Annotated in this window: 24 protein-coding genes and 2 pseudogenes; 6 read left to right on the forward strand and 20 right to left on the reverse strand. The window is 43.6% G+C overall.

Features of this window, described 5'->3' with window-relative positions; translation table 11 throughout:
* Positions 1-135 precede the first annotated feature (135 nt).
* From GTH32_RS12455 to GTH32_RS12465, 3 genes are all read right to left on the reverse strand, one after another.
* Complete coding sequence (locus GTH32_RS12455; protein WP_049587396.1) at positions 136-324, reverse strand: hypothetical protein; 189 nt, start codon at positions 322-324, stop codon at positions 136-138.
* The gene (locus GTH32_RS12460; RefSeq protein ID WP_049587395.1) at positions 299-622 is read right to left on the reverse strand and encodes a hypothetical protein; all 324 of its coding nucleotides are present in this window, start codon (positions 620-622) and stop codon (positions 299-301) included. The genes GTH32_RS12455 and GTH32_RS12460 overlap by 26 nt, the downstream gene beginning before the upstream one ends.
* Before the next feature lie 108 nt (positions 623-730).
* Positions 731-991 carry a hypothetical protein gene (locus GTH32_RS12465; RefSeq protein ID WP_015068532.1) on the reverse strand — a complete coding sequence of 87 codons (261 nt, stop codon included), beginning with the start codon at positions 989-991 and terminating at the stop codon, positions 731-733.
* Positions 992-1,785: 794 nt separating this feature from the next.
* Between GTH32_RS12465 and GTH32_RS19635 the strand changes: the two genes are divergently transcribed.
* A complete protein-coding gene (locus GTH32_RS19635; protein ID WP_258312652.1) occupies positions 1,786-1,917 on the forward strand; it encodes a hypothetical protein in 132 nt (43 codons plus the stop codon).
* Positions 1,918-1,956: 39 nt separating this feature from the next.
* Here the strand turns inward: GTH32_RS19635 and GTH32_RS12470 are convergent, their stop codons facing one another.
* The 3 genes from GTH32_RS12470 to GTH32_RS12480 all read right to left on the reverse strand — a co-directional run bounded on the left by GTH32_RS12470 (position 1,957) and on the right by GTH32_RS12480 (position 4,082).
* Positions 1,957-3,240, reverse strand: coding sequence for a type II toxin-antitoxin system HipA family toxin (locus tag GTH32_RS12470; RefSeq protein WP_049587393.1), 1,284 nt, complete (start codon positions 3,238-3,240; stop codon positions 1,957-1,959).
* 2 nt (positions 3,241-3,242) lie between these two features.
* On the reverse strand, positions 3,243-3,653 hold the full coding sequence (locus GTH32_RS12475) for a helix-turn-helix domain-containing protein (protein WP_049587391.1): 411 nt from the start codon (positions 3,651-3,653) through the stop codon (positions 3,243-3,245).
* A gap of 237 nt (positions 3,654-3,890) precedes the next feature.
* A complete protein-coding gene (locus tag GTH32_RS12480; protein WP_049587390.1) occupies positions 3,891-4,082 on the reverse strand; it encodes a P-loop NTPase family protein in 192 nt (63 codons plus the stop codon).
* Positions 4,083-4,700: 618 nt separating this feature from the next.
* Here GTH32_RS12480 and GTH32_RS12485 point away from each other — a divergent pair.
* Positions 4,701-5,006, forward strand: coding sequence for a hypothetical protein (locus GTH32_RS12485; protein WP_049587389.1), 306 nt, complete (start codon positions 4,701-4,703; stop codon positions 5,004-5,006).
* A 1,072-nt stretch (positions 5,007-6,078) separates the two neighbouring features.
* Entirely contained in the window at positions 6,079-6,297 is a 219-nt protein-coding gene (locus tag GTH32_RS12490; RefSeq protein ID WP_039235047.1) for an ATP synthase subunit B family protein, read from the forward strand.
* 457 nt (positions 6,298-6,754) lie between these two features.
* On the opposite strand, the pseudogene GTH32_RS12495 reads toward GTH32_RS12490, so the two are convergent.
* Positions 6,755-7,868 (reverse strand): annotated as a pseudogene (locus tag GTH32_RS12495) (IS3 family transposase).
* A 318-nt stretch (positions 7,869-8,186) separates the two neighbouring features.
* Positions 8,187-9,080, reverse strand: a complete 894-nt coding sequence (locus GTH32_RS12500) for a DNA replication terminus site-binding protein (RefSeq protein WP_080986416.1) — start codon at positions 9,078-9,080, stop codon at positions 8,187-8,189.
* Between the two features lie 144 nt (positions 9,081-9,224).
* Here GTH32_RS12500 and GTH32_RS12505 point away from each other — a divergent pair, with 144 nt between their 5' ends.
* Positions 9,225-10,028 carry a GIY-YIG nuclease family protein gene (locus tag GTH32_RS12505; protein WP_049587383.1) on the forward strand — a complete coding sequence of 268 codons (804 nt, stop codon included), beginning with the start codon at positions 9,225-9,227 and terminating at the stop codon, positions 10,026-10,028.
* A 325-nt stretch (positions 10,029-10,353) separates the two neighbouring features.
* Positions 10,354-10,663: pseudogene (locus tag GTH32_RS12510) on the forward strand (transposase domain-containing protein); the annotation flags it as partial.
* Between the two features lie 324 nt (positions 10,664-10,987).
* Here the strand turns inward: GTH32_RS12510 and GTH32_RS12515 are convergent.
* The 10 genes from GTH32_RS12515 to GTH32_RS12560 form a co-directional block, all read right to left on the reverse strand.
* Entirely contained in the window at positions 10,988-11,809 is an 822-nt protein-coding gene (locus GTH32_RS12515; RefSeq protein WP_131094916.1) for a hypothetical protein, read from the reverse strand.
* Between the two features lie 838 nt (positions 11,810-12,647).
* A complete protein-coding gene (locus GTH32_RS12520) occupies positions 12,648-14,267 on the reverse strand; it encodes an esterase-like activity of phytase family protein (RefSeq protein WP_049588550.1) in 1,620 nt (539 codons plus the stop codon).
* Between the two features lie 465 nt (positions 14,268-14,732).
* Complete coding sequence (locus GTH32_RS12525; protein WP_425482369.1) at positions 14,733-15,068, reverse strand: DUF6488 family protein; 336 nt, start codon at positions 15,066-15,068, stop codon at positions 14,733-14,735.
* A 24-nt stretch (positions 15,069-15,092) separates the two neighbouring features.
* The gene (locus GTH32_RS12530; RefSeq protein WP_163086188.1) at positions 15,093-15,632 is read right to left on the reverse strand and encodes a hypothetical protein; all 540 of its coding nucleotides are present in this window, start codon (positions 15,630-15,632) and stop codon (positions 15,093-15,095) included.
* Positions 15,633-15,652: 20 nt separating this feature from the next.
* Positions 15,653-16,348, reverse strand: coding sequence for a HupE/UreJ family protein (locus GTH32_RS12535; RefSeq protein WP_163086190.1), 696 nt, complete (start codon positions 16,346-16,348; stop codon positions 15,653-15,655).
* Positions 16,338-19,499 (reverse strand): efflux RND transporter permease subunit, encoded by a 3,162-nt coding sequence (locus GTH32_RS12540; RefSeq protein WP_163086192.1) that lies wholly within the window; start codon positions 19,497-19,499, stop codon positions 16,338-16,340. Before GTH32_RS12540 ends, GTH32_RS12535 begins: the two co-directional genes overlap by 11 nt.
* 11 nt (positions 19,500-19,510) lie before the next feature.
* Entirely contained in the window at positions 19,511-20,752 is a 1,242-nt protein-coding gene (locus tag GTH32_RS12545) for an RND family efflux transporter (RefSeq protein ID WP_163086194.1), read from the reverse strand.
* An 8-nt stretch (positions 20,753-20,760) separates the two neighbouring features.
* Entirely contained in the window at positions 20,761-22,044 is a 1,284-nt protein-coding gene (locus GTH32_RS12550; RefSeq protein ID WP_163086196.1) for a TolC family protein, read from the reverse strand.
* Between the two features lie 13 nt (positions 22,045-22,057).
* Positions 22,058-23,053, reverse strand: coding sequence for a M56 family metallopeptidase (locus GTH32_RS12555; RefSeq protein ID WP_163086198.1), 996 nt, complete (start codon positions 23,051-23,053; stop codon positions 22,058-22,060).
* 5 nt (positions 23,054-23,058) lie between these two features.
* A complete protein-coding gene (locus tag GTH32_RS12560) occupies positions 23,059-23,439 on the reverse strand; it encodes a BlaI/MecI/CopY family transcriptional regulator (RefSeq protein ID WP_163086200.1) in 381 nt (126 codons plus the stop codon).
* An 81-nt stretch (positions 23,440-23,520) separates the two neighbouring features.
* On the opposite strand from GTH32_RS12560, the gene GTH32_RS12565 reads away from it, so the two are divergent.
* Positions 23,521-23,874, forward strand: a complete 354-nt coding sequence (locus tag GTH32_RS12565; RefSeq protein ID WP_163086203.1) for a DUF3147 family protein — start codon at positions 23,521-23,523, stop codon at positions 23,872-23,874.
* Positions 23,875-24,478: 604 nt separating this feature from the next.
* On the opposite strand, the gene GTH32_RS12570 is transcribed toward GTH32_RS12565, so the two are convergent.
* Both GTH32_RS12570 and GTH32_RS12575 read right to left on the reverse strand, forming a co-directional pair.
* Positions 24,479-24,853: a hypothetical protein gene (locus tag GTH32_RS12570; protein ID WP_163086205.1), complete on the reverse strand. Its 375-nt coding sequence runs from the start codon at positions 24,851-24,853 to the stop codon at positions 24,479-24,481.
* A complete protein-coding gene (locus GTH32_RS12575; RefSeq protein WP_131094912.1) occupies positions 24,843-25,466 on the reverse strand; it encodes a hypothetical protein in 624 nt (207 codons plus the stop codon). Before GTH32_RS12575 ends, GTH32_RS12570 begins: the two co-directional genes overlap by 11 nt.
* Positions 25,467-25,552: the final 86 nt, after the last annotated feature.

A 25,552-nucleotide genomic window follows, 5' to 3' on the forward strand; every position in this document is an offset into this window, starting at 1 on the left:
CTAGACACTTTGTAGCATTATAATTAAATAAACCATGAGGTGTTTGAATAAGCGGAAAACGCTATCCCGAAGATCCGGAATACGTACACAAGAGACTGTCAGATTTGGTCTAGCTCTATCTCTGAAAGTGTCAGGTTAAGTGACGACTAATCCAAATAAGGCAACGCCTATTATCCCCTTGCCTTTAAATAACAGGCCAAACAACGCAGCTCCCAAGACCCCAATAAAAATTATGTTAGCTAGCATGCCTAGAGGGTGGGCATTGTTAGCATGGCCTACGATTAACTCAAGTTCCTGCTTATTGGGTTTCATCTTGCTTTTCATGCTCCCAGATTCTTTCTAAAATAACTGCTCTTAGAGCATCCGCAGCGCCAGGTGAACTCAGTACGTAGATTCTTTTAGTAGTACAGATGGTCGATACCGTTCGCAGGGTGCTTTTGTCCACGCCGTCGTGCGTGTACTGTTTATCTTGGCCAAAGGCAAAAGGTGGTACTCCAGAAAGCTCTTCAATTATCCGCTCTGGCTCTTTATCTCGACGCTTTTGTGCTTCTTTCAACATTTGCTCATTGAGCGCTCTCAGCCTATCAAGTCCTTTTTTCAAAACAACTCCTACGTTTTCCATTTTCTAATGCTGTTACTGCATAATAGACATTTCTAACTACTCTGCCAGTGATGTCTTATCGACTTAATAAAAGTGGGCATGCTGCAAAATAAAATCTCGGCTATGACTTTACGCCTCAAAAAGCGTCTCAAATGATGCTACGCCGTTCTTACGTAAAAACCTAGCCAAGTTGTCGAGTCGCCATGTTCTAGGTTCGTCTGAGCGCCCATGGCGCATTACATAAGCTATTTCTGTATTGGCATTGATGGCCACGACAAAAAACTTCTGAGGTTCGGTTGGGCTTTCTTGAGCTATAACCTTTGTGATGGATTGAGTTTCCAGCTGTCTAACAAACTCACCTTCTTTTATTCTATAGAACGCGTTCGCCATAATTTACATCTTGAGTTATTGTTGTCGACATTATGGTGTATTGTTGATTCTTGTAAAGACTTTCCACCCATTAAGCCGTTTACTTTTACACTTATGAACTTAACGTGATTTCATCAGCATTAACACTACATGTGCTGTTTTACTTAAATTTTGAACACCATATGTCGTGTTTTTATAAAAACCCTTTTTTAAGAATAAATTTATTTTTATGTTTTAGAAATAATTAAAAGCGCTTGCAATCTGGATATTTTACGCTTGTATAACGCTAAAAAGTTAGTTGTTACTAACATAAATTTCATGCCAGTTTAGGTGCTTGAAATACCACCAGAAATTGGGTTGCAATACGACTAAAACCTCACTATCTTGTTTTGTGACGCTGGATATGTGAGCAGGGTGTAAGCGCTGTGACTTTCTAGGGTTGGAAACCGAAAGGCCAGCTACCAACTGGCCTCTCTGAGTCGGGACTCATTGTTTTGGAAATGGACCCATGAAGATTATCAATTGGCGTTGGACATCTTCATGCTCAAAGTATCGTAAGTGGCTATGAAAAATCAAGAGAGTTAACAAGTAAATTTGTGCATCTAAGGTGTATAGGCTTTGCAACTTTTTTGCAGTCCAAAGCGACTTTAATAAGTATTTCAATGAGTTCCTCATTATCTATTGAGGTAAATTCATATGACACTAATAGTGTTTAAGGACACGCCATGTCCTCATAAATATGGCAACATCTATACACATTCTGAGTTTGAACCTTTGGTGTGTGACAAACCCACCGTTACTGGAGGGTTCGAGCTATGAGTGGTAATTACATTGAAGGTAACTACGTGTTTTGTCGCTTTAGACGCAAGAAAAACAGTACAGAGATGTTAGATGCTCATGATTATGGGTATAAAGCGTGGCGTATCCCTATAAAGCGTAAGGGCTAGTAGGGTATCGCATTAGTGGGGGCCGGATAGCCCCCATTTTTATATTCTCACTTTGGACAACACGCCTTCAGCTATCAGATCCCCAGTCTCTTTGTCGAAGTCTTCAGAAGCATCAGCAAAGGTTTTACTCAAAGCAACATCAACATCCGCGTTAAGTGCTTCAATGTAACCCATAGCCAACTCATCATTTATGAACGTCTTAGCTGCATGTGATTTCCAATGTCTCATTTGAATGTCTGCCCAGATGTAATGATTATTTTTAGACATTACCTTCATCGCCATCCGCAGTTCCTTGCGTCTGAATTGGTTTCTGAATGGATACGCTGAAATCACGTCGTAAAGCGGAGTAAGCCAATGGCCAGTATGGTCAAGGTAAACACTGAAGTTCTTTGCGTGGCCATCAATGCCCATCAACAGCCAAAATACGTATTGCGCAAGAAAGAACTGATACATGTCATTTTCGCTATCAGTACTAAAGCGCAGTAGATTGGCTATCTCACTCGCACCCGGCCCCCCATTTGCTTCATACTTTGACTGGCCAGCTCTACCAAGTGCTTGGCACATGTCTTCTTGAGTAAGTCGATATATTAGGCCGTCCTCACCTTGCTGCCTATCAAACCGTTCAACCACCAGCGCTTTTTGGTCACCGAAAGTGCGTATATCCGCTTGTGCAACGTTGAATCCCAGGTAACGCATAAATCTCAGGCAGAACCATTCATTATCTACACTGTTTGTTAGCTTTAGCCCGTTTTCTAAATCATGGATTGGCAGTTTGAATATATGGGTTGTTGGAGTGGTACCTAGAGGGCGATGCCATTTTTCTTCATGAAGTGTCAGCGCGGTTTTCTCTTGTGCACCTGCAAGGGATATTCTGAATACGTCATCATCATCCATACCCAGTGTTTTACGTCTTACTGTATTCCTAAGGTGCGCTTCGATATCGGCATGACTCATTGCCTCAAGCTTTAATTCGTCGATCCCATCGACGGGTTCCGCTGTTAAAGAAAGAGAGCCAACGCAATCACGGCCAATCTCACTCAACAAATCCATTGTGTCTGTAGAGTAGGCGCCAACACGGTCAACAATTAACTTACGAATCTCAATGTCGTCCGGCAGTAGGTTGTCGAAGTAAAAGCGCACCAGGTCACCGGTGTGTCTCTTTTTGGTAAGCGGCATCGATAGACTAATTGGGTGTGCGTATTCTGCGGATAGCCACTCACCGTCGTAAGTAAATGCATGCGTGGCACCAGAGCGCTCGAATGTACCTACGTGCCGGCCATTGATGCCCACTGAGAGATTGTTAGTTTTTCTCCTCTTAGCCATAACTATTCCTTAGCTTTATTCTTACTAACAACCACCGGCGTTCTCGTTGGCTTACTGACAAACTTACCTGATTTCACTCTTCTTAATGGGCTTTTAACTTCTTTTGGGGCGTTCTGGGGAATACGCTGTCCACCAGCTACTGCTGCTGTCCCATCTATTTTATGAGTGTTTTGGTTTGTCATATCGATATTGATATTGAGAACGTTTAGAACCATCAGCACAGTACCAAATGACACGCTGGTGGGGTCATTCTCTAATCTCGATACAAAGCGCTGGTCTTTACCAATTTTAGTGGCCAAGTCTGTTTGAGACCACCCTAGCGCCTTGCGTGTAGATGCTATGTAGTGACCTACGTCTTTTGGGGTCTTAATTCTCATTGTTAACTCAATATATTCCATAAGAAGTATATTCATAAATATACCTTATCTTGCATATTTTTCAATATTCTCTAAAAGGAATATTAATCTTTATTCTATATAAGGAATATTTGAGAGCGCGGCAAGAAAAAGAAAGGGCGTTACCTCCACACCGTTATTAAGCGGTTTTGGAGGTAAACAAAACGAAACGTTGTGATACAACTGAGAGACAGGGGGGGGCATAAGCACCTATTGTCGGAGGTGCTTAAGGCCGGGTTTAGGATTTTGATGCTGCTATAAGTTCATTTCTAATCGCGATAAGCAGTTCTTCAGCCTGAATATTGTGACCTGCGAAAATAAATCATCATTGGGTTCGCTAATGCTTACCGAATCGATTACTGCTCTAGCGGCCGCTGGTGGAATTTGCTTGCGCGCTTCTTTAAGCTGGTTTACCGATTGGTTAACTTGATTAAGTTGCTTTGACATGTTCTAGCCCTTGAACGACTTTTTAAATGCAAATAAAAACATAGGATTCATAAGCTTAAAAATTAAAAGCGGATTTGCTGATCTCCAACTAGCTGCTTTTTCTAAGTAACAAGTTTTCTTTCTATGTGGCGGCTATCCAAATTGAATATCAAATAGGGGATAAACAATGGGGCTTTGCAGTCTAACTATGCAAAAGAACCTTCATAATGACTCAGGACCTAGCTTATTGGCACTGACCTTAGCGGAGAGTTTATTAGACATAGACCAAAACGTTGGCTTGCGGCAACTGTCTGTTATACTTTTTTGAAAGTACTAGCTTGCTCGTTCTTACTAGTAGTGTCATTTAGGCTTAAAGATGGTGGTATTAATGGATATATCGGTAAACCTAGATTATTTTTGGTGGTTGTTGGCTGCTTTGAGCATAACAGCGGCTGTAATTTTCTCGCTGATTTTTTGTAATAGAAAGGCTCTACAGAGATTAGGGCAACGGTTTTTAGAAGATTAACTCAACAAACGGCTCCTAACTTGGAGCCGTTTTTGTATCAACAATTCCCTCAGATTTGCCAAATTTTGTAAGTGCGCAACGCTATCTCCATCATCAATTATGGAGATTGGGAAATGAAAACAGATTATTGTCTGATGTCGGAATACAGAGACATGGTTGAAAAGGTATCGGCAGTTTATGGGGAGAAGTCCAAAGCTTGTATTAACAACTACATTGATTCTACGCTGGTAGGGGAGGTTAGGAAGTGGAAGGTGATATCTGCGTTGTTTCTTTTCTTTGGTATTTTGTTACTTCCTATTCTGTTAGGTCTCCCCTTAATTTTGGGCGGTATAACTCTTTACATTCTGATACCAAAGAAAATGGAGAGTCTAATCGAGCAGTACAGAGTCTTGGTGAAAAACGACAACACCCTAGAATGATCAACAACGCTACCATTTACTAAACTTCTCTATCTGAAGTCTTGAATCGTTTTGGATTCACTTTAGTTTCTAAAGAGCTAGCCTCACTTGCTTTAGAGATAAGGCTAGCTTTGGACTGAATTTTGAGAATAATCACCGAAACCATTCTTCCTCAAGATTAAAACTATCCATAAGGGAATCCAGAGAAATGAAAAGGTCAGCCCTAAATTAAAGTGTCGTTTAGATGACTTTTTGGCTGAGCAACTGACGGTCTACCGCTATCGCTACTAGACCATCAATCATTATTTAGGTGCTACTTACTATTTTTAGCACTCTTTCAGTGCTGATGAATAATACCAGAAATTAGAGCCACCAATCGTAGCTCTTCTATATTAGAAAGTTTTTTTCTATCGTCACTCCTCTACTCCCCACGTTACTGGACGTCCGGGAACGCCCTCGAAAAGAGCGTCCGGGAACACATATTCTATCTTTCTAAGTTTTTATGCGTGCTGGCTTTACTCCCCACGTTACTGGACGTCCGGGAACGCTTTGCTTTTGTTCTAAAAATTTAAATGGATAACGTGTTTGTACGAAAATTTAGATTCAAATTGGTCCCTATTTTTCTAAGGTAGCTTTACTCCCCCTGTTACTGGACGTCCGGGAACGCTTGTTTGTGTGCAGTGTTTTATGAATATCACAGAAATTTAGAAAGAAATAATGTGGGTTATTATCCGGTACGTAATTCATTACATTAGCCTGAGTCTTTTGAAGCGAAGTGGATTAAAGCAAAACATTGAATACTGCTCTAGAACTACTACAAGAACCCTGATATTCACTAAATATTTGGCATTTTGCTCCATACGACAATATTTTTGCCGTATGGGGTTCTAATGGAGAGCTTCAGTATTAGATGAGCCTGCAAATACCCCATATGACATTTTTTTGGACATCTGGGGGCTTTGTCTGCTCAGAAAGGCGTGAGCGGGAAAAGCGAGTCCCCATATGTATTTATTTTTGCTTTTTGGGGGATTTCCCTCAAATTTTGAGATTTAAAATGCTCAGTTACTATCAAGTATCAAAATAGGAGTATTTTATGAAACAGAATTCAAACAATGTTATTCCACATGAACCAACTAAGCTTGCTCTTTCAAAAGGAGAAGTTGAGCTTTTAGAAAATGCTTTCAAAAAGTTGAGGAGGAATAGACATCTCACTCCCGTACAAAGAAAAATGAAGTCCCTCAGAATAGGTGCAAACGCGAGGAGAATATATCAGCAAGTTTTGATAGCGAATGGTGTCAGGTTTAAAGTCTAGAATAAGGCATTCTGGTTATCGAGATAAGTCACATAGCATATCGATAATCATTATTCTGATAATATTTACCGTCATAGCTTTCACTGGCTTAACTTAGTTTTGCCTTAATTTCTTGCTGGAAACCAGTCATGCAGTAGATTACGAAAAAGTAAAAGGAACGCTGGCAGGGTATAAAATTGCAAGTGGCCTAATGACACTATTCTGGGGCAACTTATATATTACTCGCAAGTTCAAAAGTAGCAGTTCATATACTTTATTCTTTGATATGCCAGCGTTGGTATTTCTACTTTTTGGGGCTAGGCAATTCGTTGTCTGACTTACGCAGTATATTGCTGAAGAAGTAATCCCCGATGATTGAAAGGCCTGTTCAAAATGAACCAGTTTGATTACGAGCGAATAAGGTTATAAGTGACCTTTCCCCTGAACTAGCACCACTCTTTCGATGAGATTTTTCATGTTATGCTGCCTGTTTAGCATACTCAAAAGACACCAGGTAATTCAGAGGGTTATGTGGCCGAACCTGGTTTTAAAGCTCACGCCATAGCTCTACTTCTTATATTGCCTCGTCCATTGTTTTAAACCAATGCTGATCCAGATATTCGTTTCTGAGCTTGACATTAAGGCTTTCCACGAAGGAATTTTGGGTCGGTTTACCAGGCTGGATAAAGCCAAGTTCAACACCCGTTTCCTTGCTCCATAAGAACATCGCCTTACTGATAAATTCTGTTCCGTTGTCGCAAATAACCTTTGCTGGTTTTCCCCGTTGCTCAATGAGCTGCCTCAGGGAGCGTGCACCTGACGACCGCTGAAGGAGACAGAAACTAGTTGGCCGACCGTTTGGCGAGAGTAATCGTTTAATACGTTCAGTATCCTTAAGCGCCTGCCGTTGCTAAGTTTTCAGATACGAAATCCATAGACCAGCGTTGATCTGGCGCTTTTGGTATCTCAAGCGGTTATCTTGGTTGAGTCAGCTTCTTGCGCTTCCTCGTCCTTACCTGTAACGCCTCTTCGGTATAAAGCCGGTAGGTATGTTTGCAGTTCACAGCAAGCCCTTCGCCTTTGCGTAAGCCATGCAGCATCAAATAACCATACTGAGCATACTGTGATGCTAATTCTTTTAACCGTGCGCGCTAAGCGCTATTAGGTTTTGTCTTATGGCAATATCTGAATGCGGTTTGGCTTGACACCAGCAAGCTTGCAGGCAACCCGTTCTCTAAGCTTACACGTATCAATAAGGTGACAGGTGACAGGCTTTCTTGCTGCTGGCGTTACCACTTTTTTGGAAGCACATCCTTCATCGCTTATACTTCTAATAGCCTGTCAGCCAAAATCTTTTTCAGCTTGTTGTTCTCAGACTCAACCTCTTTTAAGCGCTTGGCTTCGTTGACCTCCAGGCCCGCATACTTGCTGTGCCAATTAAAAAAAGTCCCCAACGAAATACCCATCTCACGGAAGATGTCGCCCACCTTTGCGCCAGCTTCATGCTGCTTGACGGCCTTAGAAATTTGTTCTTCACTGTAGCGCTTTTCATTTTGAGACCTGCATTGTCTCCAGTTTATTGGAAATCTCATCAATATCATGGTGCTATTTGGGGGAGAAGGTCATTAATATTCAAAATTTAATTGCTCCATATGGCTCTTTTTTTGCCATTTGGGGGACGGCCGCATCGCCTCTTTAATATTGCCCAAGCTTACGGGGGCGCCAAAAGTATTTTTTTGCCATTTGGGGTTTTGATAAAATGTTGGAGGACCTTCTAGATTACTAGGAGGTACGATTTTTAATATGAACAGTATTTATTTAGCAGCGCATGAAAGCTGTAATAACAAAAAGTGATATGACAATAGAGTAAGATCACACGCGGAAAACACGGCAAGAATTTGATGCGTTTATTATTTAATATTTCGCTTATAGAGATTCATTCGTCGATTAATCAAAACCCAACCATCCCCTACATTTTCTTTAATTTTCACGTGCCGAGGCGCAATCAAACTGCTAAGGTGGGTATGGTATTTGGGGGGAGAGAAAAAGACATAAGGTAAACTCGCAGCATATCCCTTTGCTTTTTCTGCATCCTCTAATCGAATGGATGATTCAGGCCGCAGCTTTATCCGGCGTTTAACCGCAAATTCTGCGCTTTGATGTGCATCTAGTAACGACTTGTCGTGTTCAAGCTTCTCTAGCCAACTCTGACGAGAATAAGACAAGGGAACGGTATGAACCCCTTTATCTATTTTTTGTTTCAACTCTTCGAGCGTATAAGCTTTATGGAGTGGGCGTGAAACCCAATTGAAATTTACTCGGTGAACATCCTCTTTAAATGCATAGATGGTGCGATAAGCCGACGTAGTGATTAAATAATTGAACCGGTCGTGCACGTTCTGCCACTTTTCGTAGGCATCATCACTGCTTTTTACTACTGCCGCTCTAAATGCCTTTTTCTCATTATTGATCTTTTCAATGCAAGCAATAATCTCTCGTTTGTTTTTGGTTGCTACTACGAAGCCAGGGTGTTTTTGTACGAACCGGCGTGACTTTTGTGGCGTTTCATCGAATACGTACATGTCCTTATAAGCATCAATAATTTTTAAAATCGCTTCTTGGCCAGTAAACATATCAACATTAATGCTTGAGTAGCCGTGCTCAATAAGTTCCTCTTCTTGTTCTTTAAGTACAGGCTCAATGGCGTAGTAATATGTTGAAGCCGGGCAGGCGCTATCGAGGAGCAGTTCTTCTAGCTCTTTCAGAAACGCTTCAATATTACTCATGTGGAATTGTAGAAACATTTATTAACCATAGTGCTGTTTACTTATACAGCAATTTTAAGCCTATTTACCCACCAGCTCAAATCTATTCCGGTTTATGGGGTAGTGGCAGTGTGTTATAAGGATGGCTGAATTGTAGTATTAAATAATAGGTAAATTAGGAACATGGATGTACTCAAGCTTTTAGAGCTAGACCCAGTAGATGTGAAAGGCCACTTAGCCGTATGGAACGGAATTGAAAACCCATTAGAAACATTTTTCGATGGGCGATTTGAGCAATGGCAGCAGGCTCAAACTAAGCGCAATTTCGGTCGTAACTTTATCGTTTCGCTTATCAAGCTGCCCGGGGTTTGCCAGTGGCTATTTGTCGGTGTTTATCTATCAAAAGGCATTTCATCGTCGAGCAGTGACGGAAAATGTCATTACTATGACACTGAGCTTACTAACATAGGCGAGAGCCTTATCGGGCGGCTGGTAGTTCACTTTAAACGTACAGGGCGTAATTCGTATCCCACCGGTGAAACCCTTTCTGGTAGAGCAACGATTCACTCTATTCTACCAGAGCCAATGGCATTCCAAGATTTCTCCGACTTCAAGCATGTGTGCCTATCCCGAAGTGAACTAGAAATGCTGTATCGACACCAATACCCCTCATGGAAGACCGCGCTTTCATCTGTGTCTGGCGTTTATCTAATTAGTGATAGATTAACGGGAAAACAGTACGTGGGCAGCGCCTATGGGGCTGATGGTTTTTGGAATCGCTGGGCGGCATATGCCAATGGCCATCATGGGGGTAATAAGCTCTTGCGGTTGCTATTCAATGAAACCGGAGAAGGGGGCTTTAGTCAGTTCCAATACTCTATCCTTGAAGTCTGCGACATTGATTTGTCTAAAGAGTCAGTGATTGAAATAGAGAATAGATGGAAAAGAAAATTACTTTCTAAAGAGTTTGGTTGGAACGATAATTAATCTTTTCAAGATAATGTATTTTGTATTAATTTAATAGTTCACGCATGATAAGTGTAATTATCATGCGTGAATCCGAAAATTTATAAAGCTTGAGATTAACTTGAAGCTTTAGATATGTTATGAGTTCAAATGCATCCATCGGATATTAAATCATAATAATATTTACTACCTCAACCTACCTAATAACATCGATTTAATCCAACACACTGATGAGCTAAGGTTATGAAAAGTTAAACTTTTTGATTGCACCCTGCATTATTCATCGCTAAAAACTCCAACTACGTCTGTCTCAGTTTATGGGAAGTGGACACTACCGAAAACCAAATTAGGCGAAGCGATACAATACTGCTTGAATCAATGGGAAAAGCTGGCGCGTTATACACTCGACGGATTATTGAATATCGATAATAATCGCGCTGAGCACGCGATTAAACCGTTCTTGATAGGCAGAAAAAACTGGCTGTTTAGCCAGACCTCCACGGGCGCAAATGCCAGTGCGGTTCTCTACAGCATCATCGAAACCGCTAAAGCTAATGATCTCAATGTGTTCGAGTATGTGATGACTGGCCTCGATAAACTCAGTAAGGCCGACGTTGATATCGAGCAAATTGCCATGGCAATTTGCTAAGCGTTAGGTGGGATTACCGGACGTTTACACTTATGTGCTGATGTTCTTAGTTGCAGCAATAAAAGTACTTCATAGCCTCTAGTTCTTCAGGTGGCCGCTTTAGCTTCAATTGTACGCTTAGACGAGCAGCATATGCAGTAACCTTTGGTTATCCACGGATTTATAAAAACTCAAAATAGTCTCAAACTATGAAACCTATTATCCTTGTAAACGGCTACACCAAAAGCTAAGCCCAAACAAGGGCCAAGCTTTTTAATAGAAGTATCTCTAGTTGCTTAAAAACAAATTTCGTAGCTTTTGGAAAGATTTAGTACAGCAAAGATAGGTATCGCTATTTATAATCGAAGCGTTCTATCGTTATCCTTCCTCTGTAAAATCCACCACTAAAAATTAAAGAATTCATGTTTACGCCGTATCCTAGTGGGCTCAAATAGTTGTTCATATCTTCTATGTGAGCCTCTAGCGCCGCTTTGATGTTCATATTGTTCAACTTAGTTACATCTTGCTGTACTTCATTATTGTTAGTATCAAGAATTCTGAGTATTTTAACTTCTAACTTTATTGGAGAGTTAATTACTGTTAATTCAACTAAAATACTGCCGCCAGTTTCAAGTGGAATTTGAAACTGGTTTGGCACACTAGTATTAATCAAGTTAAGCGCCTGAGCTATGGAGATAGCCGTCGCTTCTACAGTTTTTATCTTTCCCTCTAAGCTATTATTTAGATAGTCGCTTACATCAGCACGACAATAGCTGCAATTAACGAATTCCCAGGGTGAAGATATAACTTCTTTCGGAATTGATTTTGCTTCAGCTTCGGCCACCAGAGAGTTCGAAGCATTGCTGAGGTCCGTCATCATTGTTGAAATACCCGAAGGAACTGAGGAAAGCATGTATGTCACAACCGGAACTTCAGGCATCCCTGGAAGAGTGGGAGTGAGAGAAAGAGTTACATCAAAAGAACGAGCATTTTTATTGTAAATATCAACAAGCGTAATATGCTTTTTTTCACCAACCTTTAAGTTCAACATACCCCATGACACAATTTTATCGGAATGGCTGCAATCATAACACTCAACGACTTCCGAACTTACAGCTAGCTTAGAAAATGACACTAGAATAGCTAAAAAAAATCCAATAGACATTAATTTCATTTATTACTTCCTTTTACTGTTCAAATGGGCTTTTAGTAGGCCAAAAAATGATGACGTAGGTATTATTTTTTTGTTACGACTAAAAGACTGATACCTCAAAAAAGTAACCCTAGACATTAAGCCTTAACACATGTTGCGACAAAGAATTGGTTTCAAGGAAATACTATCGATACTATAGAGCCAGTAATACCGTTTATAATATTTCCATTGATTCACCACTGTTAAGTCTAGGAGCCCGAGTCCTGCTCTTTACTAAGGAAATTGCGAATAAGTCCTGCAATTTAGTGCCAATAGCAGCCGTTCGAATATTTGTAATTAAACGGCAGAAAAGTACGTAAACCGGACCTTGGTACTTGAAGCTCGAACACAATGCACAGCTTAAACATGCATCATGCTCAGGGCGTGCTTTCATATATCTACTAGAAGATTTCAGTAGCAATGACCAGCGTATTCCAATTCGATTAACAACAATGATTTCGTCATTGCTTTTCATATCTAAATTTGTAATGCGTGAAACAGGTCTTGAATTCAGAAGTCACAGAGGATAGTACATAGTGTTAATCTTTCCTATATTCAGGTTTGTGCGCCTACCATTACACAATTACCGTTAGAACACGTGGGATTGCCACTTGTTGAATTGGCGTTGGGCTTTGATAACCCCGCGAATCGAGAGTGGCTAATAATGGCGCGTTTAAACTCAGGGTAGAAAAAGGCATGAAAAAAGCACCGCTTACATAAAGTTAAGTCGGTGCTTTTGTAGCATTGAAAGGGTAATTGTCGCAGACTAGTCTGTGCAAATTTGCGGCCATTTCAGTGCGAGTGGCGCTGCATCAGCGCATTAATTTTCAGTCAGATTTAAACTGTCAACAATGTACAGCGTATTGCCATCAATCACGGTATTATTGATATCTAAATATTTTTGACCTAGTGGTGCGCCTTCTTCCGATTTTGACCAGGTGGCAAAATCATCATCGTTAAGTACACCTAAGCGACTGCCATCAATCACCCAAAGACCTTCCATTTTGTCGTGTGGGTATGCCACTTCATCCACCATATCAACGACCATTTCCAGCTTTTCAACCGGAGCAATCCCTAAGTTGGCCAGCATACCCCAACCCTGGTCGTAAACGCCGTCAGTGGCATTGTCGTTGATAACTTCTTCCAGCGTAGCACCGTCAATCACCAGGCCTAATGCATCATCCTGTGTGATAGTGCCAGCAGCGGCGACACTTTCCAGATCGGTTGCGTTACTGATGTCAATTTTATACACCTGTTTCTGGGCTGCGCCCGTTTTGCCAAAGAATGCACCATCGCGCTCTAACACTAAGAATTGCGTGTCGCTGATGGCTTTAATGGCAGAGTTGGAATTAGAGCCTTTTTCCTGTCTGTACAGATACTGTGAGATAGCGCCGGTTGCCAAATCTACCGTAACAATGCGTGTCATATCGGTTCTGTTTCTGTCGGGGTTATCCAGACTCGATTGCATAATACCTACTAAGGTGCTTTCATCTGGCGTGATGGTCAGGCCTTCCATACCGCGGTTAGCCCAACGATTGCCAAACTCAGCTGGCAGATCATACAGGTTACGATCATCTGCAGCGAAAGGGTTAATGCGTTCCAGTTCAACTCCGTCAGCGCTGTAATGCACAATGTGCGGGCCATATTCATCCGATACCCAGAAGGTACCGTCAGACACAGCGACTAAACCTTCTGAATCTAAACCGTAATCATCAAAGACTGCAGGGTTGGTATCGGCATCATAAGGTTGGGTCATGTCTGCACGGATCACTTCGCGATCTGTGTTGTAAGGTACTTCGCCCGTGCCGCCTAAGCTTGGCGTATTCGGTAAGCCGCTAATGTTGTTACCATCCCGGTCTTTTAACAGAATATCGCTGATCTTAGCAATTGAACCATTGGCCTGAACCTCGAATAAGCCAATGCGTGGCGTGTAATCCGGGGTCGGGAAAATTTTACCACTACCGTGTGGCGCTCCTTCCTGAGCAGTGCGGTATTTGGCATTAGGGCCACGGTCGGTTAACGCATAAAATTGCATTGGGTTGGTTGGGTGGCCATCAAGGTCCGAACCATATCCACCGTTACGCACTTCAAAAGTTGAGCCCGGGTAAAAAGTATTGTCCATATCGTTGCGCAGCACGGAATAAGGAAGGCGCGCGCCGCTGGTGCCAAAAGTGTCCGGGTTACAAACATAAGAGGTATCGCTGACTTCTGACGCCTCTAAAGTACCATCACTATTGGCATCCAGTCCCGAATCTATTTGCACGCCGCCCAGCCAACACTGCTCACTGCCGGTAGCCAGTTCGGTTTGTACAACCAGGCTTGTCAGACCATTGCTGCCGTCAGCGCCATTCGTCCCATCGACACCGTCATCGCCATCATCACAAGCGGTTAAAAGTGTTACAACAGATAAAGCAATAACGGATAATTTAAACTTACTCACTTATTATTCTCCCTGAAAATTAACTATTGCGAAATGCAATCAAATGAGGTTATGCATGAAACATGATCAGCTTGTGACAGTCTGATGACAGGTAAGTGACAGGTGTATAAAAGGACGTTGTTGCAAGCCCGTATTGAGTTTCTGCGCTTTAGTTATCGTTTTCACAGCAATATAGTCAATATTGGCCTGAGTCGGCAACAGAGAGACTGAAGCTCATCACTGCATAAGCCGATAGTGACAGTCTGGTTACTATTGTCTCAAGGTGCCTCCGATGCTGTTGGGCTGCTCCGTACGTAAAGCGGTCGCTGGAAGATTGAGATTCTAATGACGGCAATGAGTGAAAGCGGAAGTTCGGGGTAAACGCTTTTCATTGAAGCAGTCTGCAAAAAGGGATACACCTATATTGCTAGAAATGATGGATAGACACTGGGCGTCAACTCTCAGTGCCCACCTACATCCTCGTCTTTAAAAGTCGTTCTTAGCTTTTACACCCAGTACCTGACCATTGTTGGCTATCTTGAAAAAGACTTGCTTGGCAGCATCAGAATTTGAGGCACTTACCACATAGAACTCTTCTTCAACACTAACGACACTGAACTTTTCAGGCGTCAAGTCTTTCCACGATTCATCCAGTTTACCCACTTCAAAGCCAAAATCTTTGAAGGTCATTTGCGTCACAGATTTAGCTGCAATGCTGATGGCTTTCTGGCCGCTGATGACACCATGATCGCCATGTGCCAGAGCACTACCACTGATTAATGTGCAGCAAAGTACCACTGCTGATAACGTTTTTTTCATCATATTCTCCAATTTTAATAAGTTGATTTATTGCTTCAGACCAATTACTTGGTATTCGCCCTTTACCAAAAGCTGCACAGCAATAGGCTTGTCCGATTTGTTTTTCCAATACCAACCATGTGAACCGGCGAAAGGAGCAGTAAAGCTTCCTTTCATCTCATTGGATGTCGCTATGGTATAGCTCTCGAAATACCCGGTGGTATCGCCTTCCGGCTCACCATGTAAATCGAAATAAAGGGCTTCACCGTCGGTCAGCCATTCATAAGTCATTTTTGCATATTGCTGCATGGCAAATTTGTATTCGACACCGCGTCCGGCTGGCACGACGACTTCAATGGTCTTAAATTCCTGACTGCCTGAAGTATTGGTATCAGCATTGTTGGTAGAAACAACAACATCAGATTCATTCGCTTGTGCTAGGGTCGTCAGCCCTAGTTTTTGCCCGATTCCTGTTGGGTCGATGTTGTATTCCGCTGGAAGAATAAAAGTCACCAACGCAATTGCCGCCACAATTGTTGCGGTGATACTGGCTTTGACTAAGGTTTTTGTACTAACAGTGTGTTGCATAATATTCTCTTGTTATAAGTTTAATTAACGATGTAGCCGGTAAGCTGATATCCCATCAACATGACACCAGCACTCATCAGCGCCGTGTTGGTCACGGTAGAGAACCGCTGGAACGAAGGCAGTTTTCGCCAAGCGTTGATGGCGATCAGGATAAACACGAGTGCTGCAAACTGGCCCAGTTCAACTCCGATGTTAAAGGCAATCAGATTAGTAATAAGCCCCTCTTCCGGTAAATGGAATTCCTGTAATTTGGTTGCCAATCCAAAACCGTGAAATAAGCCAAAGATCAGTACCGCCCATTGCGTGTTGGGTTGCCAGTTAAAACAGCGTTTGAAACCACCTAAGTTATCAAAGCCTTTGTAAACGACAGATAAACCTATGACAGCGTCAATCAGATAGGCGTTAACCTGAATATCGCTCAGCACACCAAACAGTAAGGTTGTGCTGTGACCAATAGTAAACATGGTCACGTACAGCAGTACTTCCTTGCTGCGGTACAGAAAGAAGATCACACCCACCAAGAACAGCAAATGGTCATAGCCGGTGATCATATGCTTAGCCCCGATGTACAAAAACGGAATAAACTGCACACCTTGGTTTTGTTCCAGAAATGCGCGAGTATTATCGTCCACCCCATGTGCGAATACATCAATGCTGATCAAGGCTAATGCGCCCAGCAGCAGAGTTAAGCTGAGTTTAATAAGACTATTTGGCATCAGACGACTCCAATACTTCTGTGTCAGTCAAAAGTGACTCCTTTTCTTTGTGTAAAATGCGATATAAGGCCGGAATAACGAACAGGGTAAGCAAGGTGGATGAAATGATCCCGCCTATCACCACCGTAGCCAATGGACGCTGAACTTCAGAGCCAATGCCGGTATTGAGCGCCATCGGGATGAATCCCAGTGATGCCACCAATGCGGTCGTTAATACCGGGCGCAATCTCGTTAACGCACCGTCAAAAATGGCCTGATTCAGATTCACGCCTTCTTTGCGTAATTCACGGATAAAAGACACCATTACCAGACCATTCAAAATGGCGATACCAGACAAGGCGATAAAACCCACCGCCGCCGAGATGGAAAATGGGATATCACGCAATAAAAGCGCAGCAATTCCGCCCGTTAATGCCAGTGGCACTCCGGTAAAGATGATCATCGCGTCTTTAAACGAGTTCAGTGCTAAAATCAGCAAACCGATGATCATTAGCAAGGTAACCGGTACAACAATACTAAGGCGCTTGGAAGCCGACTGTAGCTTCTGGTAAGTGCCACCGTACTCTACCCAGTAACCTGCCGGAATTTCGACTTTTTCCGCCACAGCTTGCTGAATATCAGCCACAAAGCTACCTAAATCACGTCCACGCACATTGGCGGTGACCACCACCCGGCGTTTGCCATTTTCCCGGTTTATCTGGTTGGCCCCGGACACCAGCTCCAGCGACACCAATTCTTGTAGCGGAATGCTATGACCATCGGGCAACGTTATGGGTAGGTAATTAAGCGCATCAATATCCTGTCGGCGTGATTCGCCTAAGCGCACAACAATGTCTGAGCGAACATCGCCCTGATAAAACTTACCGGCAACTGTGCCGCCCATAGCGGTAGCTACCTGCGACTGCACATCACCAAGACTGATATCGTGCTGCATGAGTTTTTGATGGTCAGGCACAATATTCAGCATGGGTAAGCCGGTAGTCTGTTCAACCTGAATATCGGCAATGCCTTCTATCTGAGAAATAGCAGATTCAATTTCGGCGCCTAAACCTGTGAGAATATCAAAGTCGTCTCCAAATACCTTGATGGCCAGCTCAGCCCGAACGCCAGCCAGTAGCTCGTTAAAGCGCATCTGAATGGGTTGCAGAAATTCGTAGCGGTTGCCGGGTATGGGCGCAACCAGAGCTGCGAGCTCTTCGACAATTAGCTCTTTCGGCTTATCAGGATCAGGCCATTGCTCACGGGATTTTAAAATAATGAAGTTATCCGCCACACTGGGTGGAACGGCATCAGTAGCCACATCAGCGGTGCCGATTTTGGCAAACACTCGCTCTACTTCCGGCATCTGCTTAATTTTGTTTTCCAGCGTTTCCTGTAACGCAATAGCCTGACTCAGTGACGTACCCGGAATGCGCAGAGCGTGCATAGCAATATCCCCTTCATCCAGATTGGGGGCAAATTCGCTTCCTAGTCTGGTTGCCTGATAGCCAAATACCACCACCATTAGTGACGCAGCTAATACAACTATCCAACGGCCTTTCAGCACCCAGCTTAACGCAGGACGATATAAGACTCCGGCTCCACGAATCAGCGCACTGTGTTTTTCTTTGACTGGCTTTTTAAACAACAACGCAATGGTAGCGGGTACAAAGGTGACGGAGAGCAACATCGCACTTAATAAAGCGATGACAACAGTAATCGCCATAGGGTGGAACATTTTGCCTTCCACACCTTCCAGCGCAAAAATGGGCAGGTAAACGGCTGTGATGATAAACACACCAAACAAAGCCGGGCGGATCACTTCACGGGTAGCGTCAAACACCAACTCCATGCGCTCTCTAAGTGGTAATGGGGCGTGCTCTTGGTCCGAAGATGGAGCACTTTGGCTGAGCCTGCGCAAACAGTTCTCAACAATAATAATCGCACCATCAACCAACAAGCCGAAATCGAGTGCTCCAAGGCTCATCAGATTAGCACTTACGCGGGTCTGAACCATGCCGGTAATGGTCATTAACATGGCAAAGGGGATCACCAGCGCGGTTAAAAAGGCTGCCCGGAAGTTACCTAAAAGAACAAACAGCACCACAATAACTAGAAGCGCCCCTTCCAACAGGTTGGTTTGAACTGTCTGTAAGGTTTTATCTACAAGTTTAGTGCGGTCATAAACAGCGGTAGCCACAATGCCTTCGGGCAGACTAGCGTTGATTTCTTTCAGCTTCTCGCCGACGGTATGCGCCACGGTACGACTGTTCTCGCCAATCAACATGAACACGGTACTCATGACCACTTCGCGGCCATTTTGCGTTGCAGCACCGGTACGTAAACCCTGACCATTTTCAATATCCGCAACGTCCTTAATGGTCAGCGCAGAACCTTTAGTCGATTTCAGTGGAATACGGCCTATTGCCGCAATATCTTCGGCCTGTCCGGGTATTCTGAGCAGCCACTGCGCACCGTTTTGTTCAATAAAACCTGCGCCTTGATTCTGGTTGTTGCTGGCAATGGCATCGACCACATCCGCTTGGGTTAAACCAAATGCCAGCAGCTTTTCAGGTTTGAAGGCAATCAGTATTTCACGTTCAAACCCACCAATAGGGTTTACTTCCACTACACCCGGCACACGCATCAACTGTGGCCTGATAGTCCAGTCGTGAACTGTGCGTAAATCCATCGGTGTGATGGGCGAACCATCTGCATGGGTGGCATCAGGTTCGGCATCTACGGTGAACATGAATATTTCACCCAAGCCCGTAGCAATGGGGCCAAGCTGAGGCTCCAATCCTGTCGGCAGTTCAGAACGGGCGGCGGATAATCGTTCATTCACCAACTGGCGAGCAAAGTACACATCCGTCTCGTCACTGAATATGGCGACTACCTGAGATAACCCATAGCGCGAGACAGAGCGGGTATAGGTCAGCCCCGGCAAGCCTGCCAGAGCGGTTTCCAATGGAAATGTGACCCGTTGCTCTATCTCAAGCGGTGTATAACCTGCTGCTTCAGTGTTGATCATCACCTGTACATTGGTGATATCTGGCACCGCATCAATCGGCAACTTAGTGAAATTCCATATCCCCAGTCCGGCAACAGCCATTACCATCACCAACACAAGAAATTTTCGCTTTATCGAAAAGCGTAAAATCGATTCCAACATGATTTACGCTCCTAGTGGTCGTGTGATGCGCCCGACTTTTCAATGTCGGCTTTTAAGATGTAGCTGTTCTCGGTTACATACTCGGTGCCCGGATTCAATCCGCCGAGCACTTCAACCCATTCTCCGCCCTCACGTCCCAACTCCAGCATACGTACTTCATACTGTTCACCGACTTTGGCATAAACCACCGTAAAATCGCGAAAACCTTGTAAACCAACGCGCTTAACCGCCAGTGGTACGTCTATGGTAGCGACTTCAATATGCGCTCGAACGAAGCTGCCAGTGGTCAATTCACCCTTTTCGTTAGGTAAGGTTACCCACACGATGCGAGCCTGATCATACCGCACCTTTGGTTCGATAAACGAAATGGTGCCTTGGTAGTTTCTATCCACACCTTCAACCTGCAAGTTCACCACTGAACCTTTACAGACTTTTTGATAATCGCTTGGATAAACAGCCAGCTTTGCAATGTATTGGCTGCTATCTGTAATGCTCAGTAAGGTGCGGCTGGCAGTTTGTTCTCCCGCATTCGCAAACTGCTCTGTGATAACGCCATCCGACGGCGCTTTAACTTGATAAGGCTTCAGGCTCTCATTACTTTCTACCGTTAACAGCGTTTGCCCTTTCTTCACCTCTTCACCGAAACCCACATGCAATTTGGTAATTTCCCCATCAAATCGAGCCGAAACAGAACGTTGCGCCCCCACAGGCAGTGCCAACGTGCCGTAGGCAGGGATAGTTTGATGCAGGGTCGCAGGTCCTGCGATAGCCGTTTGAATATCCATTGCCTCTGCCACAGCTTGCTCAATAATGGTACGCCCTTCGAAGTTGTCATATTGCCAGCGGTAGGATTTACCCTGATGCTTAGCTTCGATGGTGACCACAAAAGAATGGGGTTCATAGATTTCCATGTCACCGCGCAGGAAATCACCTTGAACATAGAAATTAATGTCATCAACAACATTACCCAAGCGGGTCAATTTAACGTTCAAATCTACCGACTTTGGATCGATAGGTTGGCCTTCTTTGGTGAGCCAAACACGAAATTCAGGAGGAACGCCCGTTTCGAAAATTGACAACTCCAAAGCGAAATCACCATCACGTAACATACGTCCCCGATGTGGGCCTTTTTCTGGTTCAGGCTGTTCAGCAGCAGGCGCAGATGATGCCATTACCGGAAGGCTGACTAAGTCTAAGCTGAGGTTTAATAACATCGCCAAACTCAATGACGAAAGGATTTTATTGTTTTTCATAATTTGTCTCACTGAGATAGGGATGTACCGGTCAGGCGTTGAATTTCAATATGCTGCAAATGCAGGCTTTCAAACGCTTCAAGCAACTGTGTTTGTGCGCTAAGTAATTCTCGGCGCACGCCGCTGTATTGGTTGTAACTAAGTTGGCCTTTTTCAAAAGCATTATTTGCTTCAGATAAGGCAGTTTCCAACGTGGGCACAATGTCTGTTTGCACGGTGTGTATCACGTGCTGTGAATGCGCCATTTCCTGTAGCAATACATAAAGTTGTGCGTCCAATGATTGCATCAACGCACTTTGTTCGCTGGCTAATACATCCTGCTCTGCTTGCAGAGCTGCAATCATCCCGGCATTGCGGTTGCCATCGCCCCACGGAATGGAAATCCCGGCAACCAAACCAAAATCATCGGTCGCTTCATAGCGGCGTAGTCCGGCTGTGAACTGCCATTGGGGTTTAGCTTCTATTCGTGCCAGTTCCATTTGCGACTGGGCGATACGCTGGTCGCTAACGAACTGTTGTAAGCGAGGATTTTGCTTGAGCAGGGCCAGTTGGTTTTCAACCGATGGAACAGCCGGTACGCTGAGCAAATTGCCGTTCAGATGATAGTTCTGAGCAGGTTTACCCCACAGAGAGGCCAGTTGATACTGACTGGCCTTGAGTTCATGTTCTACGTCTTCTACGGCCAATTCCCGGCGTATCAGCTCTGCTTTTGCCAGTTGTACCTCAACACTTGAGCTCTTACCTGCTTTCACTCGCTTAGCTATCGCTTCTACCACTTCTTCTGCCTGAGTTGCGGCCATCTGATTTAGCTTAAGACGCTCTTGCTTAACCAGAATGTCGATATAGTGCTTGGCCACCAATGCAGACAAATCGAGTGCTTTAATCTGCTTTTCAAGTACCAGTTTTGTGGCTTCGCTTTTTGCGGCATTCACCCTGCTATCGATTTGTTCCTGCTGTAACAACCACGAATACGTCAGTGTTGATTGCGTGCTTTTTAGCGCACTATGTTCACCCGTACCCATCGCATCTTCAATCATCAGCCCAATTTGGGGACGTTCACCGACACCAGCTTGTTGAATACGCCCCTGCCAAACCTGCTCCTGTGACAGTAAAGCCTTCAATTCTGGGTGATAATTTAAGGTCATCATCACGGCTTCAGGTAGGCTGATAACCTGAGAAGTTTCCTCTGATGCGGCTGTCGCTGATAAGAGTAAACCAACTCCGGCAAGTACAGCAGAAAACCGATAGCCAATCGGTTTTTTAGTCTTGCGTTTACAAAGAATTTCTTTCATTCCCAGTCCTTACTTAATGGGTGAAAAAGGTTTCGATAATGTGGTGGAGACTATCAACCGTAGAAGCGGTTAACAGAGGCGCAGAAGCAAACAATATGATTGCAAAGCCCATTGCTAGTCGGGACGAAGACATCACCGGGCTAATAAGGCTTTGCACGCGCACACTGGTTTGATCATTACCGAAATAGCTCGTTTGCAAGCCATCGCAGCCCATGTTGTTGTGCATGGAGTCTACACTTCGCTGCATGCGTGCGACATTAATCAAGGTTTGAGCAACATCTAAGTTGTCATATTCCTTGGTCACCGCACTATCTGCCATCTGCTCGGTCAATAAAGTAAATTGCTTGATAAGTTCACGCGTCGCAGTAATAGGGAAAAAAGCCGCAAATGTCGCAAAGACAACTTTGAATAAAGGATCGCGCGATTCAACATGCGCTATTTCATGGCGGACGATGATATCCAACTCCTGCTCATTAACCCGTTCTTTGAGCGCGGTTGTAACATAGATTTTCGGAGACAGCAGCCCTGTGGTAAAGGCTGCCGGTATTGGCAGCGGTAACGAATAATACCCCTGCTTACCGTTGATATGCTGTAATTTGATATCAGATAAGCCAATCAAATCTGCCATCGATGATGCTTGCTTTCTACGAATATAAACGGTTCTTGTCACTGACCAGAGCAAATATGCAGAGGCCGATAACAAGGTAACAGCATGCCAACTGGTGAAACTAAAAATATCGACGTGGTGCCAGTGCGCAAAGTCGTTTAGCAAAGCCGCGGGGAATATGTCTTGCTGCCTCGGCCAGAAAAATCCTACGCAACTGATTGCGATCCACCACGGCGCAGTCACTAATGACCACAAGATGACTTTGCGAATCCCAAAGGTGAATTGTGCTATTCGGTGAAGAGTGAATGGTGAAATAACGGCAATGAAAACCACACTGATAGCAAATACCAGCACAGCAATGCTCAGTAAATTCAGTGTTATTGCCATATTTCCCACCAACATGTTCGTTAGTTCCCTTTGCGCAACTTGCGTTGTTGTTCTATCAACTGTTCCAGCTTATCAAGTTGGGCATCATCCAGATTGGCAGAAGCTGAGCTGAATGCTGCAATCAAGCTATGCTCACCGTCTTCAACAAAATCGCTGGTCACGTTGGTGATAAGCGTCGCTATCAATGCTTCCCTGTCTACTTTTGCTCGGTAACAATAGGCGTGCCCCTGTTTGGTTCGGCTCAACAAACCTTTTTTAAACAAGCGATCCAAGGTGCTCTGAATGGTATTGAGTGAATTCCCACGAGACTGCCCAAGCACGGCATGTACTTGTTTCGCGTCAGCTTCAGACGCATTCCACAGATACTGCAAAACCTGTTTTTCTAATTCACCTAACTGCATAACACTATTCTCTTCCAATAATAGTGTTATAGTTACAAAAAAAAAACCGATAGGCAATCGGTTTTTTGAGGTGGAGGTAATATGGGTTGGTTAATTACAAAGTATTTAGTGACTGCGGCAGTCGTCGTCGCTGCTTCTGAAGTTGCAAAGCGCAGTGATAAGCTAGGCGCACTTATTGTGGCACTCCCGATGGTAACCATTCTAGCCATGATCTGGCTGTACGTTGAAAAGCAACCGATGGAAAAGATAGCCAACCATGCTTGGTATACTTTCTGGTACGTTGTACCTACATTACCAATGTTTCTGATCTTTCCATCACTTCTTCATCGCTTTGGCTTTTGGCCGGCATTAGCGATGAGTGCTGGGATAACAGTGGTGTGTTTTGGGGTATTTGCACTTGTTCTCAAGCTAATTGGAATCAATCTGATATCTTAACTTACTAAATAGATTGGCATTTTCTTAACATTTTTGAATGTCCGATTTTGACACAAATCGGTGGTTCGACATCTCGACATTGACCGTCTGCTATTTGTCTGAAGCGGACCAGCGCATTGGTTGTGGTCAATGTCCGCTTTACTCATAGCCGATCTCTGTCCCCCAGAGTGCAAACTTCTACTTCACGTAAACAACAGCCCTTCGTAATTGATACCTTTCTATTATCTAAAATGTCAGAACAAGTTGAGACTCACCAAATTTAGCTTTTGAAAACTTCTTTTAAAATAAAAACATGACCAATAGACATTAGCTTTCTATCCTCAACTTTTACATCAATGTCACCATTATAACGAATAAAGTGCGGCTTATATCTGACCTGTACTATCATTGAATTTCGGAAACCATCACGAATTGATTCTACTTTTTTCAAAAATAGACTGTCTCGATCTTCTACCCTATTCTTATCGCATGTCACATTGATTGCGACCATTGGTATAAGCTTGTTATTCGCACGAATATTACTAATTGTATCTTTTGGTGAATTGAATAGCAGTGTCTCCATATCTATATCGAGAAGCTGATCCGTTGCTTTGTTTAACGCCTTTTAAATTCTATTGTTGTTGTTGTTGTTGGTTGCGCTGGTTCTTACAGCTTTGCATTCAATAAAAGTGGCGTGTCTCTTACTGAATAGACCTATATCAATGCGCCCCTTTGATTCATTTTTATTTCGTGTAGCGGTCAGCTCCGATACTGGATAAAAGACCGCCTTGTCATTTCTCTGTAGATTGTAGGCAGATTGCATAATGAGCGGTGTCAGCGATATTTCCTTAGCGGCTGTAGGCAGGCACAGTACTGGCACAATGGGCACGCTGTTTCTATATTCGACAATCTGGTTACAGACTTCGTCCATTAGCCCTCTAAGCGACACCAATATGTTGTAGGGCGCAAAAATTTTCCATGTGTTATCTTCAATCAACATTATTACTCCTTGCTATTAATTTCACTACGCTGTTATATAAGTCTGACTGGTTGAGCGCTTCTTGGCGGGGATTGCCGGTACGCTTTTTTGTTTGCTTTGCAGCTCTCCAGCCTTCGTTGAACGCCAGCGCGATCATTAACGATAAGCGCTCTCTGTCGTAGTTTTTCAGTCTTTTGGTAAAGCTGTCGAGCATCAATTCGGTGCTATCAAAGTTTCCTTCGCCTAACCGCTGCTTAGCCAGGTCCACATCGTGTTCATACTCGCGATAGTCCGGTGACAATAAAAAGTCTATCGCCTCTTCCAATGTGTCGGCGCCCACCTGCGCTTTAAACTTATCAAGCATATTAAGAGAATGTGATTTTAATTGAAGGTTTTTTATTCCTCTTTTTTCTCTGTGTTTGTGCGCTCTAAATCTATTTTGAAGCTTTTTAATGGCATCTTGAGTAATTATTTTTCTAAGGCAATCATAAGTCTTTTTAGGCTCTAAAAAATTAATATCTTCATCGCTTATAATTTCTTTTTCGCCACTTATAAAATCGTCGCTTTTTAAAGATGAAATGAATTTATCAAAATTATTTTCTATATATTCCTGCCAAACCGTATCGTTGCTCACTACCCTGCCCTGCGTTTGCGTTACTTATAACGCTTTTATATCACGACTGTAGCTACCCTACTATTGTTATTTTGTGCAAGCGTTAT

The organism is Alteromonas profundi (assembly GCF_010500865.1).
GTDB classification, from domain to species: domain Bacteria; phylum Pseudomonadota; class Gammaproteobacteria; order Enterobacterales; family Alteromonadaceae; genus Alteromonas; species Alteromonas profundi.

Coding starts and splice junctions, on each gene's coding strand:
- GTH32_RS12455 (WP_049587396.1), bottom strand. CDS start 324: ATGAAAAGCAAGATGAAACCCAATAAGCAGGAACTTGAGTTAATCGTA.
- GTH32_RS12460 (WP_049587395.1), bottom strand. CDS start 622: ATGGAAAACGTAGGAGTTGTTTTGAAAAAAGGACTTGATAGGCTGAGA.
- GTH32_RS12465 (WP_015068532.1), bottom strand. CDS start 991: ATGGCGAACGCGTTCTATAGAATAAAAGAAGGTGAGTTTGTTAGACAG.
- GTH32_RS19635 (WP_258312652.1), top strand. CDS start 1,786: ATGAGTGGTAATTACATTGAAGGTAACTACGTGTTTTGTCGCTTTAGA.
- GTH32_RS12470 (WP_049587393.1), bottom strand. CDS start 3,240: ATGGCTAAGAGGAGAAAAACTAACAATCTCTCAGTGGGCATCAATGGC.
- GTH32_RS12475 (WP_049587391.1), bottom strand. CDS start 3,653: ATGAATATACTTCTTATGGAATATATTGAGTTAACAATGAGAATTAAG.
- GTH32_RS12480 (WP_049587390.1), bottom strand. CDS start 4,082: ATGTCAAAGCAACTTAATCAAGTTAACCAATCGGTAAACCAGCTTAAA.
- GTH32_RS12485 (WP_049587389.1), top strand. CDS start 4,701: ATGAAAACAGATTATTGTCTGATGTCGGAATACAGAGACATGGTTGAA.
- GTH32_RS12490 (WP_039235047.1), top strand. CDS start 6,079: ATGAAACAGAATTCAAACAATGTTATTCCACATGAACCAACTAAGCTT.
- GTH32_RS12500 (WP_080986416.1), bottom strand. CDS start 9,080: ATGTTTCTACAATTCCACATGAGTAATATTGAAGCGTTTCTGAAAGAG.
- GTH32_RS12505 (WP_049587383.1), top strand. CDS start 9,225: ATGGATGTACTCAAGCTTTTAGAGCTAGACCCAGTAGATGTGAAAGGC.
- GTH32_RS12515 (WP_131094916.1), bottom strand. CDS start 11,809: ATGAAATTAATGTCTATTGGATTTTTTTTAGCTATTCTAGTGTCATTT.
- GTH32_RS12525 (WP_425482369.1), bottom strand. CDS start 15,068: ATGATGAAAAAAACGTTATCAGCAGTGGTACTTTGCTGCACATTAATC.
- GTH32_RS12530 (WP_163086188.1), bottom strand. CDS start 15,632: ATGCAACACACTGTTAGTACAAAAACCTTAGTCAAAGCCAGTATCACC.
- GTH32_RS12535 (WP_163086190.1), bottom strand. CDS start 16,348: ATGCCAAATAGTCTTATTAAACTCAGCTTAACTCTGCTGCTGGGCGCA.
- GTH32_RS12540 (WP_163086192.1), bottom strand. CDS start 19,499: ATGTTGGAATCGATTTTACGCTTTTCGATAAAGCGAAAATTTCTTGTG.
- GTH32_RS12545 (WP_163086194.1), bottom strand. CDS start 20,752: ATGAAAAACAATAAAATCCTTTCGTCATTGAGTTTGGCGATGTTATTA.
- GTH32_RS12550 (WP_163086196.1), bottom strand. CDS start 22,044: ATGAAAGAAATTCTTTGTAAACGCAAGACTAAAAAACCGATTGGCTAT.
- GTH32_RS12555 (WP_163086198.1), bottom strand. CDS start 23,053: ATGTTGGTGGGAAATATGGCAATAACACTGAATTTACTGAGCATTGCT.
- GTH32_RS12560 (WP_163086200.1), bottom strand. CDS start 23,439: ATGCAGTTAGGTGAATTAGAAAAACAGGTTTTGCAGTATCTGTGGAAT.
- GTH32_RS12565 (WP_163086203.1), top strand. CDS start 23,521: ATGGGTTGGTTAATTACAAAGTATTTAGTGACTGCGGCAGTCGTCGTC.
- GTH32_RS12570 (WP_163086205.1), bottom strand. CDS start 24,853: ATGTTGATTGAAGATAACACATGGAAAATTTTTGCGCCCTACAACATA.